The sequence below is a fragment of the Pseudomonas sp. 5P_3.1_Bac2 genome (assembly GCF_025465995.1).
Taxonomy (GTDB): domain Bacteria; phylum Pseudomonadota; class Gammaproteobacteria; order Pseudomonadales; family Pseudomonadaceae; genus Aquipseudomonas.
The window spans coordinates 474,367-489,840 of record NZ_JANLNY010000023.1; the positions used below are offsets into that span (position 1 = coordinate 474,367).

Consider the following 15,474-nt stretch of genomic DNA (forward strand, 5'->3'; position numbering starts at 1 on the left):
AAAGGGTGCCCGGCACGGATCGATTTCCCGGCGCCGCGGCAACCTGAACAACAATCACGGATTGACGCCCAAGGCTTACCCCGACCAAGCTAAGTGTCCGGCATCGAGCAGATGCTGACCACCTATCGCGGGCACTCTAGGGGATCAGAACATGGGTAAGTTGTACTCAACTAAGACCTTTCAGCCATTAGCCCTCGCGCTATCGCTCGGTCTCAGCGTCTTGCCGGCAGTCACGCAAGCGGCGCCCAGCACACCTATCACACAGGCGCCTGGCTACTACCGCCAAGCCCTCGGTGATATCACCATCACCGCACTGTACGACGGTTACGTGCAGCTCAAACCAACGCAGCTCAAAGGCCTCGACAACAAAGCCATCGAACGCCTACTCAGCGGTAAATTCCAGCAGAGCGACCCGGGCTTTCAGACTGCGGTAAACGCCTACCTGATTCAAACCCCTGAGCACCTGCTGCTGGTCGATGCTGGCGCGGCGCAGTGCTTCGGCCCGACCTTGGGCAATGTGCAAGCCAATCTCAAGGCTGCCGGCTACCAGCCTGAAGAAGTGGACACGGTGCTGTTGACCCATATGCACCCCGACCATATGTGCGGCATCCGCTCGGCTGACGCCCAGGCCGCGTTCAGCAAAGCCACGGTGTGGGCCGCTCAGGCCGATGCCGATTTCTGGCTCAGCGCCGCTAACACCAGCGCTGCGCCTGCTGGGGCCAAGGGCCTGTACCAAATGGCCCAGGACGCCATCGCGCCGTATAAAGCCGCCGGTAAGTTCCGCACCTTTAAAGGCGGCGAGCAGTTAGCGCCCGGTCTAAGCGTGCTGCCAACACCGGGACACACGCCGGGACACAGCTCCTTCCTGATCGAGTCCAAGGGGCAGAGCCTGCTGCTGTGGGGCGATATCATCCATTCCCATGCCGTGCAGTTTCAGCACCCCGAAGTGTCCTTCGAGTTTGATAGTGACCAAGCCCAGGCCATCAAAACCCGTAAGGCCGTGCTGGCAGAGGCGAGCGCCAAGAGCTGGTGGGTCGCCGGGGCTCACCTGCCCTTCCCCGGCATTGGCCATATCGGTAAAGACGGCAAAGGCTACAACTGGGTGCCTGCCGAATTTGCCCCGCTGCCCTAACATACCGAAGTGGTCTGCACTCACCCGGCTAAGGCCGGGTTTTTTATACGCGCCCACAGCACCTTACCGCGACCAGAATAGACCCACGGCAGTATGGCGGTAGGCGCCTTTACAGCGTTTGCAGGCAGGTTGGTGCAAGTGGCCAGAGCGGCCCCACTGGTCTGTTCAAACAGGCGTATGGACGAACTCCATAGCGTCAGCCGAGTCCTTAGCGACGGCATCAACGATGTGTTTATTCAACTTGTGGAGAGTCATTTTGCGAACATTATTCCGCGCGGTTTTGGCCATCAGTACCACACTTCCCTTACTGGCCAGCGCCAGCCCAGCCCCAGCAGAAGGCTATGGTCAGGAGCTACAGGGCTTTAGCTACCCTTACCCGCTTAAACATTACGCTCTGACATCCCAGGGCCAGGACCTGAGCATGGGCTATATGGATGTGCCGCCCACAAGCCAGGCCAACGGTAAAACGGCAGTGCTGCTGCATGGTAAAAACTTCTGCGCCGCCACTTGGGACGACAGCATCAAAGCCCTCAGCGACGCCGGCTACCGGGTGATTGCGGCGGACCAAATCGGCTTTTGCACATCGAGCAAACCGGCCAATTATCAGTACAGCTTTCAGCAATTAGCCGACAACACCCACGCCCTGCTGAGCAGCCTCGGCATCGACCAGGCGGAGATTATCGGCCACTCCACCGGCGGCATGCTGGCCGCGCGCTATGCCTTGATGTACCCCAAGCAGGTCAGCCATCTGGTGTTGATCAACCCCATTGGTTTGGAAGACTGGAAGGCCCTTGGCGTGCCATGGCGCAGTGTCGATCAGTGGTATGAGCGCGAGCTCAAGCTGAGCGCCGAGAGCGTGCGCAAATACGAGCAAAGCACTTACTACGTTGGGCGCTGGAAGCCGGAATATGATCGCTGGGTCGATATGCTCGCCGGCCTGAATAAAGGCCCAGGACATAAAGTGGTGGCGTGGAACTCGGCGCTGATCTACGACATGATCTTCACCCAGCCGGTGTACTACGAACTGCCCAACCTCAAGGTGCCGACGCTGTTGATGATTGGCGACGCCGACACCACTGCCATCGGCAGCGATATCGCCCCGCCTGAGGTCAAAGCCAAAATCGGTCACTACGACCAGCTGGGCAAAGCCACCGCCAAACGCATCCCCGGCGCCCGTCTGATCGAATTCCCGGGCCTCGGCCACGCGCCACAAATGGAAGACCCGGCGAAGTTTCACCAGCAGTTGATTGCGGCGCTTAAGACTCGTTAAAGCATCACGGCGCCTAGCTCTTGGGCTTGGCGCCGAACACTTCAACCGGCGGCTCAACTGCAGCGGTCTTGTTTAATTAGCGAACCCCAAGGTCAGCCCATGCGCTCTGCTCACCTACAGCTATTTATGCAGGAGTTCGGTGTTGTAGAAACGCCGCATTCAGAGCGCGTATGGATCGAATACGAAGAAGCCCACGAGCTTATTTGCGCAGCGCAGGACGCTGACGGCCGGCAGCATTGGCTCACGCCAGCCGCAGCCAATGCCTGGCACGCCATGCACAGGGCGGCCAGCGCGGCGGGTATTAGCCTGGTTATGCTTTCGGCCTATCGCAGCGTGGAGCGGCAAGCGCAGATCATTCGGCGCAAGCTCGGCCAAGGCCAAAGCATTGAGCAGGTCTTAGCGGTATCAGCCCTGCCCGGCTGTAGCGAGCATCACACCGGCAGAGCCATCGACCTCGGCACAGCCGGCGGCGCCGCGCTGGAGCTTACGTTTGCCCAGACACCAGCCTTTACCTGGCTCAGCAGCCATGCAGCGGCTTATGGCTTTTACCTGTCCTATCCCCAAGGCAACGCGGCCGGTTATGACTTTGAACCTTGGCATTGGTGCTACCACCAGAACCGCGCAATCTAATCACGGCCACTTAGCCGGCTGATCGTCAGGTACAGGCTTAAATCCGCTCAGCCGAGTGCCGCTATGGGCTATAACAGGCCACAGCAACGCAGACTCTCAAAGGACTTGAACCATGCGTCTTAACGGCAAAATCGCGTTGATCACCGGCGCCGCTCGCGGCATTGGTGCAGCCATTGCCCAAGCCTTCGCTGTCGAGGGAGCACAGGTTTACCTAAGCGATATTGATGATGTTGCAGGCCAGCAAATGGCCGACCGCCTCGGCGCTAATGCCCGTTATGTGCATCTGGATGTACGCGATGAGGCGCAGTGGCGCGAGGTCAGCCAGGGCATTGTGCAGAGTCACGGGCAGCTCGACGTTGTGGTGAACAACGCCGGCATCACCGGCCTGGAACAAGGCGCGGTACACAACCCCGAGTTTGCCAGCCTAGACGATTGGCGCCAGGTGCATGCGACCAACTTGGATGGCGTGTTTCTGGGCTGCAAATACGCGATTCAGGCCATGCGCAGCAGCGGCACTGGCGCGATTATCAATATCTCTTCACGCTCAGGCTTAGTCGGCATCCCGGCTGCGGCGGCCTATGCATCGAGCAAGGCGGCAGTGCGTAATCACAGCAAGAGCGTAGCGCTTTATTGCGCCGCCCAAGGCCTTAACGTTCGCTGTAACTCGATCCATCCCGCCGCCATTCTGACGCCCATGTGGGAACCGATGCTCGGCCCAGCAACTGAGCGCGAACGCACTATGGCGCTGCTGGTGCGTGACACGCCCTTGCAGCGTTTTGGCTTACCGGAAGAAGTGGCCGCGGTCGCAGTACTGCTGGCCAGCGACGAGGCCAGCTATATCACGGGCAGCGAAATCAACATTGATGGCGGCTTATTGGCAGGCTCCGCTGCCGCCCCCACTTAAGTCGTAAGACAGGCTATACCGAGCGTGCTGAGCCCAAACGCCAGATTAGTCGGGCACCTAAAACCGACGCGATCACACTGACCAGCCGCCATGCGGTAATAGAATCAAGCAAAGGACTGACTTGATGAGCAAGCAACCTCAGTATTCCACCAGCAAAGACCAGCCACCGGCACTGATCCTGATCGATATGCAGCGCTGCATGGCCGAGCCGGCGGCGGGTGCGCGCAATAACCCGCAGGCCGAGCACAACATTGCCCTGCTCCTAAATGCCTGGCGCCAGGCGGGTGCTCCTGTCGTGCACGTGCGGCATATGTCCAGAACCCCAGGCTCTGTCTTCTGGCCTGGACAGCCCGGTGCCGAGTTCCAGCACGCACTGCAACCGCTGGACAGCGAGCATGTGGTGGAAAAAAACGTACCCGATGCTTTCATCCAGTCAGGCCTGGAGCGCTGGCTACGAGTCAGATCCATAAGCGCCGTCGTGCTGGTCGGCGTCAGCACCAATAACTCGGTGGAAGCCAGCGCCAGAAGTGCCGGCAATCTGGGTTTCAGTACCTATGTGGCAGCCGATGCCACCTTTGCCTTCGCCAAAACGGACTACAACGGCCTATTGCGCAGTGCCGAAGATGTGCACGCCATGGCTCTGGCCAACCTCGATGGTGAATACGCCACCGTGCTCAGCACAGAGCAATTACTCAGGTTACGGGGTTGAGCGGTGCTTAACAGCAAGTGCTTAGCCCTGATGGGCTGAGGCTGATTAGCCGGCAGCGCACACTCATACCCACTCTCTGGCTCTGGCCTAAAGAGTTCCCTATGCCACTTATCGACCGCCCAGCAACTGCTACCAAGTCGCCTATTTGGCAGCCTGCCGTGCTGGCCTAAGTGGCCGGGGCCAAGCTCAAAGTACTGCGTATGCAAGGCAGTGCCACGCCTGCAGAAAGCCACAACTATCCGCAGACCTTGCTGGTGATCGCGGGATAGCTCAAGCTGATCCTCGTGGGTGAAACCCCAGCGTGCAGGCCGGCCAACTGGTTGTCGCAACGGCTACAGTGGCTCACGCAGTGGCTCATGGCAGGCGCGACACGCTGGTGGTTATTGATGGCCAAGGAATGTGCACACACCCGCCGCCAACCGGCACAACTTATCTCTACACGGAAGGAACCGTATGCAGAGCAACCGCCTCCCCGAACAACTGGAAACCGAGCGCCTGATTATTCGCACAGCCAAGCCTGGCGACGGCGCGTTACTCAATGCGGCGCTGCGCGCGTCGGTTGCCGAACTGGCACCTTGGCTGCCTTGGGTTAGTCCTGAGCCTAGTCTGGAAGCGTCAGAAACCACCTGCCGCAAAGCCTATGGCCGCTGGTTGCTGAATGAGGATCTGATGGCCTTGTTGTTTCTTAAGAACAGCGGCCAGTTAATCGGCAGCAGCGGCTTGCATAAGCCGAACTGGGATCTGCGCCAGTTTGAAATCGGCTATTGGCGCTGCACCGGTTACGCCGGCCAAGGGCTAATCACCGAGGCGGTGCAAGCCCTGGCTGAACATGCGCTAAACGTACTGCAATCCAGCCGGGTGGAAATCACCATGGATGAGCGCAATAGCGCCAGTTGGCGGGTGGCCGAACGCGCCGGTTTTGAACTGGAAGGCACCTTGCGCAACGAGCGCTTGGACAACCACGGCAAGCTGCGTAACACCCGTGTGTATTCGCGGGTCAGCCCGTAGTTTTACCAACGTTTTAGCAGCGCTATGGCAGGGCGGAACACTGTCGCCCGAGCCTGCCTATGCTGTCGATCTATTTGGCAAACTGCAGCAATTAACCATCAGACTGCCCAGCAGAGCCATCCCTAAACCAGCGCTTGTTTGAGACTCACCATGCCCCATATCCGCCCCTATCACGACACCACCGACCGCAGCCAAGTGATCCGCTTATGGCGCGAGCTGTTGGGCTATAACGTGCCCCATCGCCAGCCCGAGCTAAGCATCGATAACAAGCTGGCCTGCGCCGATGGCCTGTTCTTTGTCGCTGAGGCCCAGGGCCAGGTGATTGCCACGGCCATGGCCGGTTACGACGGTCACCGTGGTTGGCTCTACGCCGTGGCGGTGGACCCGGCATTTCAGCGTCAGGGCCTGGGTCAGCAACTCGTGGCCGTTGCCGAGCAAGCGCTAACGGCGTTGGGCTGCGTCAAAATCAATCTGCAAGTGCTAAGCAGTAACCAAGCCACCGCCGCCTTTTATGAAGCACTGGGCTATGAGGTGGAGCCGATTATCAGCATGGGCAAAATCATCCCGGCCAACTTGGCTGGGCCAAAGAGCACTTAAGCAGAGCCACTCAGCCAAAGACCTAAGCAAGACGATTAGGCGACAGCCCGAAACCACCGCGTTAAGTGGATATGCCGGCCAATTCGCCAGCAGCGACAGCCCGTCTACGTGCAGCTCAGGTAGAATTGCCGCTTTTTTACCGAAGCCCTGCCATGAACCCGAGCCCCAGCCCCGAAACTCGCGATGAACTTATCTATGGCCTTAACGACAAACCCCGGCCATTAGCGGCGTTATTGGCGGCGTTACAGCATTTATTGGCGATTATCGTCCCGATCGTCACCCCAGGCTTGCTGATCTGCCAGGCCTTGGGCGTGTCGGCGCGGGACACCAATATCATCGTGTCGATGTCGCTGGTGATTTCCGGTATCGCCACGTTCGTGCAGTGCAAACGCTTTGGCCCGCTGGGCGCAGGCTTGCTGATTGTGCAGGGCACCAGCTTTAACTTTGTCGGCCCGCTGATTGCCGGTGGCGTGCTGTTGGTCAAGCAAGGCACGCCGGTGGAAGGGGTGATGGCGGCGATCTTTGGCGTGGTCATCGCCGGCTCGTTTATCGAGATCGCGGTGTCGCGCATTCTGCCCTTTATCAAGCACCTGATCAGCCCGCTGGTGACTGGCATCGTGGTGCTGATGATTGGCCTGACGCTGATTAAAGTCGGGCTGATCAGCATGGGCGGCGGCTACTCGGCCATGGCCAACGGCACCTTTGCCAACGGCGAAAACCTGCTGCTGTCCGGCGTAGTGCTGGCGGCGATCATTGTCCTCAACCGCCTGCCGTGGGTGTGGTTGCGCAGCTGCGCGATCATTGTCGCCCTGGCCATCGGCTATGCCCTGGCGGGCTATATGGGCCGTTTGGATTTCAGTGGCATGCACGCCGCCGAGCTGTTCCAGGTGCCGATGCCGCTGCACTTTGGCCTGGCATTCTCCTGGAGTCTGTTTATCCCCATGGTGGTGATTTATCTGGTCACCTCGCTGGAAGCCATCGGCGATATCACCGCCACCAGCAAGCTGTCGCGCCAAGCCGTGGAAGGCCCGCAGTGGATGCAGCGGATCAAAGGCGGCGTGCTGGTCAACGGGGTGAACTCGCTGCTGGCCGGGCTGTTTAACACCTTCCCCAGCTCGGTGTTTGCGCAGAACAACGGCATCATCCAGCTCACCGGCATTGCCAGCCGCCATGTCGGCCTGTGGATTGCCGCTCTGCTGGTGATTCTCGGCCTGTTTCCCAGCGTCGCCGGAGCGCTGCAAGCCGTGCCGGAGCCGGTGCTGGGTGGCGCTGCGCTGGTGATGTTTGGCGCGGTAGCCGCTGCCGGGATCAATATCCTCGCCGGGGTGCAATTGGATCGCCGCGCCTTGCTGATTATCTCGGTGTCGCTGGCCTTGGGTCTGGGCTTTTCCCAGGTGCCGGAATTCCTCGCCCACCTGCCGGCTTCGGTGCGCAACGTACTGGAATCGGGAGTGGCGACGGGCGGCATTTGCGCCCTGCTGATGAACTGGTTTTTGCCGCAAAGCCCGGCTAGTCAGAACGCTGAATAAGCCAGCCGCGGCGCGCGGCCATTAAGCAGCGCGCCGAGAGGTTTAGATTTTGTCCCAAGTCTCGAAGGCGTAAGCCGGAGTCTCTTGCGTCGCCGGCAGGGCTTCGACGCTGCTGCGCTGCCACTGGCTGGCGTCCACTTCAGGGAACCAGGCATCGCCCTCAGGGCTTAGCTCGACACGGGTCAGGTACAGGCGATCGGCCTGGGCCAAGGCCAACTCATACAACTGCGCGCCGCCAATCAGCATCAGCTCAGTGGCGCCGGTTTCGCGGGCCCAGGCTTCGGCGCGCACGAGCGCATCAGCTAGGCTGACAAAAACTTCCGCGCCCTCGAGCTGCAAACCCGCCTGGCGGCTGACCACCAGATTGAGCCGGCCCGGCAGCGGGCGGCCAAGGGAGTCCCAAGTTTTGCGGCCCATGATGATCGGCTTGCCGAGGGTCAGAGCTTTGAAGTGTTTAAGATCCGCTGGCAGGTGCCAGGGCAACTGGTTATCGCGGCCAATCACGCGGTTTTGCGCGAGGGCAGCAATCAGGCAGAGTGGGAGCTTGGTATTCATGGCGCGCAGCATAGCAGAGGGCAGCGACTGAGCGATTGGCAAAAGCGCCGAGCTGCGCACACTGGCGGTTAACGCTGGTTGTCACGCGCCTGTAACCTTGCCTGTTGAGGCTAGCAACCCTTACCCGCATGGAGTGCATTTTATGCCTAAGTTGATGGACAAACTTATCCACAGCCTGCTGATCGGCGGCTTGAGCTTCCCCCTCTTGGCTTGCGCCGCGAGCCCCAACTCTGGCCATCACGGCCAGCCCAGCGAGCCCAAACCACTGATCATCGCCCACCGCGGCGCCAGCGGTTATGTCCCCGAGCACACCCTGGCCGCTTACTCTCTGGCCATCCTGCAAGGCGCCGACTATATCGAGCCGGATGTGGTGTCGAGCAAGGACGGCGTGCTGCTGGCCCGCCACGACAACGAGCTGGGCCTGACCACCGATGTGGCGCAGCATCCGGAGTTCGCCAATCGCCGGCGCAGCCAAAACATCGATGGCGTGACGCTCGATGGCTGGTTTACCGAAGACTTCACTCTCGCCGAGCTGAAAACCCTGCGTGCCATCGAGCGCATCCCGGCGATTCGCCCCGGCAATGCGCGCTTGGACGGCGCCTTTAAAATCGCCACCCTGCAGGAAATCATCGACTTGGTGAAAGCCCTGCAAAACAGCGAACAACGCCAAATCGGCCTGTATATCGAAACCAAGCACCCCAGCCACTTCCAGAGCATTGGCTTACCGCTGGAAGGTCGCCTGCTGAGCATCCTGCGCAAAAACGGCTACGACAGCCGCAAAGCGCCGGTGTATATCCAGTCCTTCGAGGTGGACAACCTCAAAGCCCTCAGCCAGCGCACGTCGATTCGGCTGATTCAGCTGATGTCCGGCGAAGGCCAACCCTATGACCAAACGCTGGCCGGCAGCCGCCTGACCTTCGCCCAGATGAGCACCCCGGCCGGGCTTAAAGCCATCGCCCGCTACGCCGCTGGCATCGGCCCGGACAAAAACCAAATCATCCCGCGCGATGCCAACGGCAACCTGACACAGCCCACCCGCTTGGTCGCCGATGCCCACGCGGCGGGGCTGAAGGTGCACCCTTACACCTTCCGCGCGGAAAACAACTTCCTGCCTAGCGACCTGCGCAGCAGCAATGAACCCGCCGAGCGCGGCGATATCAACGCAGAGCTGAAGCGCTTTTTGGCCACCGGCATCGATGGCCTGTTTATCGACCAGGCCGATATCGCCCTCAAGCTGCGCCAGCAGCCATAAGCCGTCCTTAGTGCGCCCCTGCTCAGGCTCGGGCACTTAAGTAATAAGGCACTTAGACGAGCTGGCTTCGCATCCACAAAGCTCTGCGGTTATGCTGACCCCAGCCTAACTGCAGAGACGTCGCGTGACTGAACCCCGACCTACTTCCCATCCCCTGCATCGCCTGTGGCTGAGCGAAGCCATACGCCTGCGTGAAGAACAAGCCGGCCTGCTCGACGACAGCGAGGCCAATCGCCGTGCCCAAGCCCAGACACCAAGCGGCGAACTCAGTGAGTTGATCAGCCAACGTGCCGTGCTCTTGGCCGAGCGCGATGGTCAGGCCAAGGCCCTGCAACATTGGCTACAAGGCGCGCGTCTGGCCGGCTGGCTGCTCTTGCTGCTGGCGATTGTCAGCGGCAGCGGCCTCGCCGTGGCGGCGCTGGGCAACGGTCAGCAACCGGTCAATGTGTTCTGGGCCTTGGGCAGCCTGCTCGGGGTCAACGCCCTGTTGCTGCTCGGCTGGTTATTCAGCTTGCTGCTGGCCCGCGACAGCGGCGGCGCGTTGGGCCGCTTATGGCTGTGGCTTAGCGGCAAACTGGCGCGCGACGCCCAGGCCGCACAACTGGCGCCAGCCCTGTTGCTGCTGTTGGGCCGCCAGCGCTTGACCCGCTGGGGACTGGCCGTGCTGGTGCATAGCTTCTGGCTGGTGACGCTGCTGTGCGCGCTGATCACCCTGCTGATCATGCTCTCGACCCGGCGCTACGGCTTTGTCTGGGAAAGCACCCTGTGGGGCAGCGACAGCTTTGTCGCCCTCACCCAAAGCCTCGGCCACCTGCCGGCGCTGCTGGGTTTTAGCCTGCCGGATGCCGACTTAATCCGCGCCAGTGGCAGCAGCGCGCTGACCGATGAAAACGCGCGCCTGCACTGGGCCAGCTGGCTGGTAGGCGTGCTGCTGGTCTATGGTCTGATTCCACGCCTGCTGTTGGCCCTGTACTGCGCCTGGCGTTGGCGCAGAGGGGTAAAGCAGCTGCAACTCGACCTCAGCCTACCCGGCTACCAACTGCTGCGCGAACGCCTGCAACCCAGCAGCGAACGTTTGGGCGTGTGCGATGCCGCCCCCGGCACCCTGCATCAGAGCAGCGCCGGGCAAACCTTGGCCAGCAGCCAAGGGGCCTTGCTGGTGGCGATTGAGCTGGACCCGGCACGCAGTTGGCCGCCGCAACTGCCCAAGGGCATCAGCGATGCCGGGGTAATCGACAGCCGCGAACAGCGCCGGCAGTTGCTCGACCAGCTCAGCCGCTTCCCCGCCGAGCGCCTGCTGATTGCCTGCGACCCACGGCGCTCCCCGGATCGCGGAAGCTTAGCGCTGATCGCCGAACTCTCACGCAGCGCCAGCAGCACCCGCGTCTGGCTGCTGCAAGCACCGCCCGGTGAAGCCCTCGACAGCCAACGCCTGAGCGACTGGCACCAGGCCCTGGAGCAACTGCAACTGATCCACAGCAGCAGCGCGCCCTTCACCTGGCTGGAGAGCGGCCATGACTAAAGCCCTGCAACTGGCCGTAGTCGGCCATACCAACGTGGGTAAAACCTCGTTGCTGCGCACCCTGACCCGCGATGTCGGCTTCGGCGAAGTCTCCCATCGACCCAGCACCACCCGCCATGTCGAGGGCGCCCGGCTATCGGTGGCGGGCCAGGCCTTACTGGAGCTGTACGACACGCCCGGCTTGGAAGACGCCATCGCCCTGCTCGACTACTTAGAACAACTGGATCGCCCTGGCGAGCGTCTCGACGGCCCGGCGCGGCTGGAGCGTTTTTTAGCCGGCAGCGAAGCCCGCCAGCGCTTTGAACAAGAAGCCAAGGTGTTGCGCCAACTGCTGGCCAGCGATGCCGGCCTGTATGTGATCGACGCCCGCGAGCCGGTGCTGGCCAAGTACCGCGACGAACTGGCGACCCTGGCCATGTGCGGCCGCCCGCTGCTGCCGGTGCTGAACTTTGTCAGCGGCCAGCAAGCGCGTCAGCAAGAGTGGCGCGAAGCCCTGGCACGCTTAGGCCTGCATGCCCTGATCGAATTCGACAGCGTGGCGCCGCCACTGGACGCCGAGCAGCGTCTGTATGAAAGCCTGGCCCTGCTGCTGGAAAAAGCCCGCCCGCAACTGCAACTGCTGCTCGATGATCAAGCCGAGCAACGCCAGTTGCGCCTGAATAGCGGCAAACGCCTGATCGCCGAGCTGCTGGTCGATGTCGCCGCCTGTAGACGCAGCGTGGCCAACGAAGGCAATCAGGTGCCGCAGGCCATCGAAGCGCTGCACAGCAGCGTGCGCCAGCGCGAGCAGCAATGCGTCGAAGGACTGCTGCGCCTGTATGCCTTTCGCCGTGAAGATGCCAAGGCCGGCGAACTGCCTCTGCTCGACGGCCGTTGGGGCGACGATCTGTTTAACCCCGAGACCCTCAAACAACTGGGGATCAAACTCGGTGGTGGGATTGCCGCCGGTGCCGCGGCCGGCGCCGGGGTTGATCTGCTGGTCGGCGGCCTGACCTTAGGCGCCGCGGCCGCCGTGGGCGCGCTCTTGGGCGGCGGCGCGCAAACCCTGCGCAGCTACGGCGCGCGGCTTAAAGGCAAGCTGCAAGGCCAACGCGAGCTGACCGTCGACGACGCCGTGCTGCGCCTGCTCGCCGTGCGTCAGCAGCAACTGCTGCAAGCCCTGCAAGGCCGTGGCCATGCCGCGCTGGAGGCGATTCAACTGAACAACCCGCAAGACAGCAGCTGGCAAACCGGCAAACTGCCCCCCGCCCTCGGCAAAGCCCGCGCCCATCCGGAGTGGTCGAGCCTTAATCCCAATGCGCAGTTGCAGCACAGCGAACGCCAGCAGCAAATTCAGCTGCTCAGCCAAACGCTGTAAACGTGAAATATTTAGGGGAGAAGCGCTGTTGTGGATCCTCTGGGCGTTGATGGCCACTAGCACCATTTCTAGACGCCCAAACAAATCCGGCAGATTGCTGGGTAGTTGAGTTGTTTTAGGGAAAATGATCGATGCGGGCTGTATTGTAGGGCCATTTTTATAAATGGAAGCCCTGCATGTGCTCAGAAAAAAACACGCCAGCCGAGCCTGCCGAATCTTTCTCTTGGACATTGAACTTTCTGAAGGAACACTATGGCTGGGTTTCTGCGCTCGCTGCCGTCCTATCCCCAATCGCAGGCATCTTCAACCTTTTGACCTACTCTCGCTACATCGGTCGACCAGATGTGTTTATGCCCTCGCTTGAGCTCGGCCCAGGATTGATTTTGCTTTGGCTGGCCTACATGCTGTTCTTCGTTTTGCTAATCGGTAGCATGTTGATCTCTTCGCTATTTCTATCCTTCGGGCTGGACGAGCTTCGCCCAAAGCCCGAGGTCGCCGCATCGATTGTTCGCAAGCTGATAATAATCACTGCCGCCTCAATGTTCGTTCTCATACTTCCGGTAGGCTATCGGGCCTATAACGGGGAGGTGACTAGCGTTTGGTGGGGGCTAGCAGTCTTTGCTATCCCAGCACTGTGTTCGTGGTTTTTCATCGCCGGGAATATTGATAAGGCTGAATCGCTAGGTCGCGTGGTTAATCGCTGGCAGTGGCTTGCGGCTTGCGGCGCCTTTACTTTGGTAGTGGGCTTTGCGGCACTATCCAGTATCTATCCCGCCTGGTTAGTGACTATGTTCTACCAAGAGCGGGGGATAACGGGAGGTGCAGCAGAAGCTGGTTTCTTTTGTGTCATCGCCATGGTCTTTTCTCTGGCTCCCTCCTTTGGTTACTACCATTTAGCATCCAAGGGCCGAGCAAAGCAGGTTAGAGGGGGGCTCTGGGGGGGGGTTGTGTTTTTGGCATTGTTGATGATGATGATTCCATCGCTGTTGGTTTTCCCGGCTGTGTTTGCCATCAAGTTTCTCGGCATCAGTGACCGGCAGATCAATCGGTACCTGATTACCAATGCTGAGTATCCCGCCAATGTCCTGGATACGAAGCTCTGGTCGCTATCGCGCAGCATGGAGATGAAGTACATCATTGAAGGGTTCGCGCTCTATCGCTACGGTTCTATTGTCCTCTTGTGCCCGTCTCACCTTGAGAAGACCAAGGAGAACGATCTCGATAAGCGCACAGGTCAGTGCATACCGTTTGCAAAAAGTGATGTAAAGCAACTAGATCAGGTGATACCTCCAAAAAAACCTACACAAGTCAAAACTATCGCTTATCTCTACTGCAACAACTTCGGTCACTTGGCAAACTCGGATAAAACAGGCTACTCCATGGTGGCAGTAGCCATACCCAAGCCTTACACCGCGACCGGTGCAGGGATATGCGGGTGGGCTTGGTAGCCGACCAGTTCGAAGTCTTCGTAGTGGAAGCCGAACACGTCTTTGATTGCAGGGTTGAGCTTCATCTGCGGCAGTGGCAGCGGCTCGCGGCTCAGTTGCAGGTCGGCCTGTTCGATATGGTTGGCGTACAGGTGGCAGTCGCCGCCGGTCCAGACGAAGTCGCCGGGCTCAAGCTCGCAGACCTGGGCAATCATCAGGGTCAGCAAGGCGTAGCTGGCAATGTTAAACGGCACACCCAGGAAGATATCCGCTGAGCGCTGATACAGCTGACAGCTCAGTTTGCCGTCGGCCACGTAGAACTGGAACAGCGCGTGGCACGGCGGCAGGGCCATGTGCTCGACCTGCGCCGGGTTCCACGCCGAGACGATCAAGCGGCGCGAATCCGGGGTGGTTTTGATCATATGGATTAGCTTACTGATCTGGTCGATCGACTCACCGTTGCCGGCTGGCCAACTGCGCCATTGGTAGCCATACACCGGGCCCAGGTTGCCGTTTTCATCGGCCCACTCATCCCAGATGCGCACACCGTTATCCTTGAGGTACTGGATATTGGTGTCGCCCTTAAGGAACCACAGCAGCTCATGGATGATGGATTTCAGGTGACACTTTTTGGTGGTCACCAAGGGAAAACCATCGGCCAGGTTAAAGCGCATTTGGTGGGCAAAAATGCTGTAGGTGCCAGTACCGGTGCGGTCACTTTTAAAGGTGCCCGTATCACGCACCAGCCGCATCATGTCGAGGTACTGCTTCATTGCGTAGCTCCTTGTAGCGGGGCTTTTTTACGGTAAGCGAAGATCATCAAGCCGATCCCGCCAAGAATCATCGGCAGACAGAGCACTTGGCCCATGGTCAGCCAGCCGAAGGCCAAATAGCCCAGCTGAGCGTCCGGCACGCGGACGAACTCGACAATAAAACGGAAGATGCCATACCACAGGGCAAACATGCCGGAGATGGCCATGGTTGGTCTTGGTTTACGGCTGTACAGCCAAAGGATGACGAACAGTGCCACGCCTTCCAAGGCAAATTGGTACAGCTGCGACGGATGACGCGGCAGCGGCCCGCCAGTGGGGAAGACCATGGCCCACGGCACATCACTGACCTTGCCCCACAGCTCGCCGTTGATAAAGTTGCCGATGCGCCCAGCGCCCAAACCGATTGGCACCATTGGCGCAATCAGGTCCATCAACTGGAAGAAGCTCTTGTTGTTGCGCTTGCCGAACCACAAGGTGGCTAACATCACGCCAATAAAGCCGCCATGGAACGACATGCCGCCTTCCCAGATGCGGAACAGCTTGGTTGGGTCAGCGATATAGGCCGAGAAATCATAAAACAGCGCGTAACCCAGGCGCCCACCGAGAATCACGCCCATGGCCTCCCAGAACACCAGGTCGGAGAGTTTCTCCTTGGTCCAGGTCGGATCGAAGTCAGCCAGGCGCCGCGAGGCCATCCACCAAGCCGCGCCGATGCCGATCAGGTACATCAGGCCATACCAATGAATTTGCAGCGGGCCGAGCGCCACTGCTACCGGGTCAATCTGCGGATAAGGCAGCATTTGTATTCC

General features: G+C 60.1%; 15 protein-coding genes. 12 read left to right on the forward strand and 3 right to left on the reverse strand.

Annotation, left to right across the window (positions count from 1 at the left end):
* Positions 1-151 precede the first annotated feature (151 nt).
* The 8 genes from NTD81_RS15250 (at position 152) to NTD81_RS15285 (ending at position 7,779) form a co-directional block, all read left to right on the forward strand.
* The gene (locus tag NTD81_RS15250; RefSeq protein WP_262183466.1) at positions 152-1,132 is read left to right on the forward strand and encodes an MBL fold metallo-hydrolase; all 981 of its coding nucleotides are present in this window, start codon (positions 152-154) and stop codon (positions 1,130-1,132) included.
* Positions 1,133-1,412: 280 nt separating this feature from the next.
* Positions 1,413-2,402 (forward strand): alpha/beta fold hydrolase, encoded by a 990-nt coding sequence (locus NTD81_RS15255; protein WP_410017166.1) that lies wholly within the window; start codon positions 1,413-1,415, stop codon positions 2,400-2,402.
* A 99-nt stretch (positions 2,403-2,501) separates the two neighbouring features.
* Positions 2,502-3,032 (forward strand): D-alanyl-D-alanine carboxypeptidase family protein, encoded by a 531-nt coding sequence (locus NTD81_RS15260; RefSeq protein WP_262183468.1) that lies wholly within the window; start codon positions 2,502-2,504, stop codon positions 3,030-3,032.
* Between the two features lie 112 nt (positions 3,033-3,144).
* On the forward strand, positions 3,145-3,936 hold the full coding sequence (locus NTD81_RS15265) for a glucose 1-dehydrogenase (RefSeq protein WP_262183469.1): 792 nt from the start codon (positions 3,145-3,147) through the stop codon (positions 3,934-3,936).
* 124 nt (positions 3,937-4,060) lie between these two features.
* Complete coding sequence (locus NTD81_RS15270) at positions 4,061-4,645, forward strand: cysteine hydrolase family protein (RefSeq protein WP_262183470.1); 585 nt, start codon at positions 4,061-4,063, stop codon at positions 4,643-4,645.
* Positions 4,646-5,098: 453 nt separating this feature from the next.
* A complete protein-coding gene (locus NTD81_RS15275) occupies positions 5,099-5,653 on the forward strand; it encodes a GNAT family N-acetyltransferase (RefSeq protein WP_262183471.1) in 555 nt (184 codons plus the stop codon).
* A gap of 150 nt (positions 5,654-5,803) precedes the next feature.
* Entirely contained in the window at positions 5,804-6,250 is a 447-nt protein-coding gene (locus tag NTD81_RS15280; protein WP_262183472.1) for a GNAT family acetyltransferase, read from the forward strand.
* A 152-nt stretch (positions 6,251-6,402) separates the two neighbouring features.
* A complete protein-coding gene (locus NTD81_RS15285) occupies positions 6,403-7,779 on the forward strand; it encodes a nucleobase:cation symporter-2 family protein (protein WP_262183473.1) in 1,377 nt (458 codons plus the stop codon).
* Positions 7,780-7,821: 42 nt separating this feature from the next.
* On the opposite strand, the gene NTD81_RS15290 is transcribed toward NTD81_RS15285, so the two are convergent.
* Complete coding sequence (locus tag NTD81_RS15290; RefSeq protein WP_262183474.1) at positions 7,822-8,346, reverse strand: dihydrofolate reductase; 525 nt, start codon at positions 8,344-8,346, stop codon at positions 7,822-7,824.
* 130 nt (positions 8,347-8,476) lie between these two features.
* Between NTD81_RS15290 and NTD81_RS15295 the strand changes: the two genes are divergently transcribed.
* The 4 genes from NTD81_RS15295 (at position 8,477) to NTD81_RS15310 (ending at position 13,913) form a co-directional block, all read left to right on the forward strand.
* On the forward strand, positions 8,477-9,586 hold the full coding sequence (locus NTD81_RS15295) for a glycerophosphodiester phosphodiesterase (RefSeq protein ID WP_262183475.1): 1,110 nt from the start codon (positions 8,477-8,479) through the stop codon (positions 9,584-9,586).
* 124 nt (positions 9,587-9,710) lie between these two features.
* Positions 9,711-11,108, forward strand: coding sequence for a DUF2868 domain-containing protein (locus NTD81_RS15300; protein ID WP_262183476.1), 1,398 nt, complete (start codon positions 9,711-9,713; stop codon positions 11,106-11,108).
* Entirely contained in the window at positions 11,101-12,465 is a 1,365-nt protein-coding gene (locus tag NTD81_RS15305) for a GTPase/DUF3482 domain-containing protein (RefSeq protein ID WP_262183477.1), read from the forward strand. Before NTD81_RS15300 ends, NTD81_RS15305 begins: the two co-directional genes overlap by 8 nt.
* A 176-nt stretch (positions 12,466-12,641) precedes the next feature.
* Positions 12,642-13,913, forward strand: a complete 1,272-nt coding sequence (locus tag NTD81_RS15310; protein WP_262183478.1) for a hypothetical protein — start codon at positions 12,642-12,644, stop codon at positions 13,911-13,913.
* Here NTD81_RS15310 and NTD81_RS15315 read toward each other — a convergent pair.
* Positions 13,871-14,665, reverse strand: coding sequence for a thymidylate synthase (locus NTD81_RS15315; protein ID WP_262183479.1), 795 nt, complete (start codon positions 14,663-14,665; stop codon positions 13,871-13,873). The genes NTD81_RS15310 and NTD81_RS15315 overlap by 43 nt on opposite strands.
* Positions 14,662-15,465: a prolipoprotein diacylglyceryl transferase gene (gene lgt, locus NTD81_RS15320; RefSeq protein ID WP_262183480.1), complete on the reverse strand. Its 804-nt coding sequence runs from the start codon at positions 15,463-15,465 to the stop codon at positions 14,662-14,664. The genes NTD81_RS15315 and lgt overlap by 4 nt, the downstream gene beginning before the upstream one ends.
* Positions 15,466-15,474 lie beyond the last annotated feature (9 nt).

Bases quoted from the DNA above. Each gene is read 5' to 3' on its own strand.
- NTD81_RS15250 (WP_262183466.1), top strand. From the start codon at position 152: ATGGGTAAGTTGTACTCAACTAAGACCTTTCAGCCATTAGCCCTCGCG.
- NTD81_RS15260 (WP_262183468.1), top strand. From the start codon at position 2,502: ATGCGCTCTGCTCACCTACAGCTATTTATGCAGGAGTTCGGTGTTGTA.
- NTD81_RS15265 (WP_262183469.1), top strand. From the start codon at position 3,145: ATGCGTCTTAACGGCAAAATCGCGTTGATCACCGGCGCCGCTCGCGGC.
- NTD81_RS15270 (WP_262183470.1), top strand. From the start codon at position 4,061: ATGAGCAAGCAACCTCAGTATTCCACCAGCAAAGACCAGCCACCGGCA.
- NTD81_RS15275 (WP_262183471.1), top strand. From the start codon at position 5,099: ATGCAGAGCAACCGCCTCCCCGAACAACTGGAAACCGAGCGCCTGATT.
- NTD81_RS15280 (WP_262183472.1), top strand. From the start codon at position 5,804: ATGCCCCATATCCGCCCCTATCACGACACCACCGACCGCAGCCAAGTG.
- NTD81_RS15285 (WP_262183473.1), top strand. From the start codon at position 6,403: ATGAACCCGAGCCCCAGCCCCGAAACTCGCGATGAACTTATCTATGGC.
- NTD81_RS15290 (WP_262183474.1), bottom strand. From the start codon at position 8,346: ATGCTGCGCGCCATGAATACCAAGCTCCCACTCTGCCTGATTGCTGCC.
- NTD81_RS15295 (WP_262183475.1), top strand. From the start codon at position 8,477: ATGCCTAAGTTGATGGACAAACTTATCCACAGCCTGCTGATCGGCGGC.
- NTD81_RS15305 (WP_262183477.1), top strand. From the start codon at position 11,101: ATGACTAAAGCCCTGCAACTGGCCGTAGTCGGCCATACCAACGTGGGT.
- NTD81_RS15310 (WP_262183478.1), top strand. From the start codon at position 12,642: ATGTGCTCAGAAAAAAACACGCCAGCCGAGCCTGCCGAATCTTTCTCT.
- NTD81_RS15315 (WP_262183479.1), bottom strand. From the start codon at position 14,665: ATGAAGCAGTACCTCGACATGATGCGGCTGGTGCGTGATACGGGCACC.
- lgt (WP_262183480.1), bottom strand. From the start codon at position 15,465: ATGCTGCCTTATCCGCAGATTGACCCGGTAGCAGTGGCGCTCGGCCCG.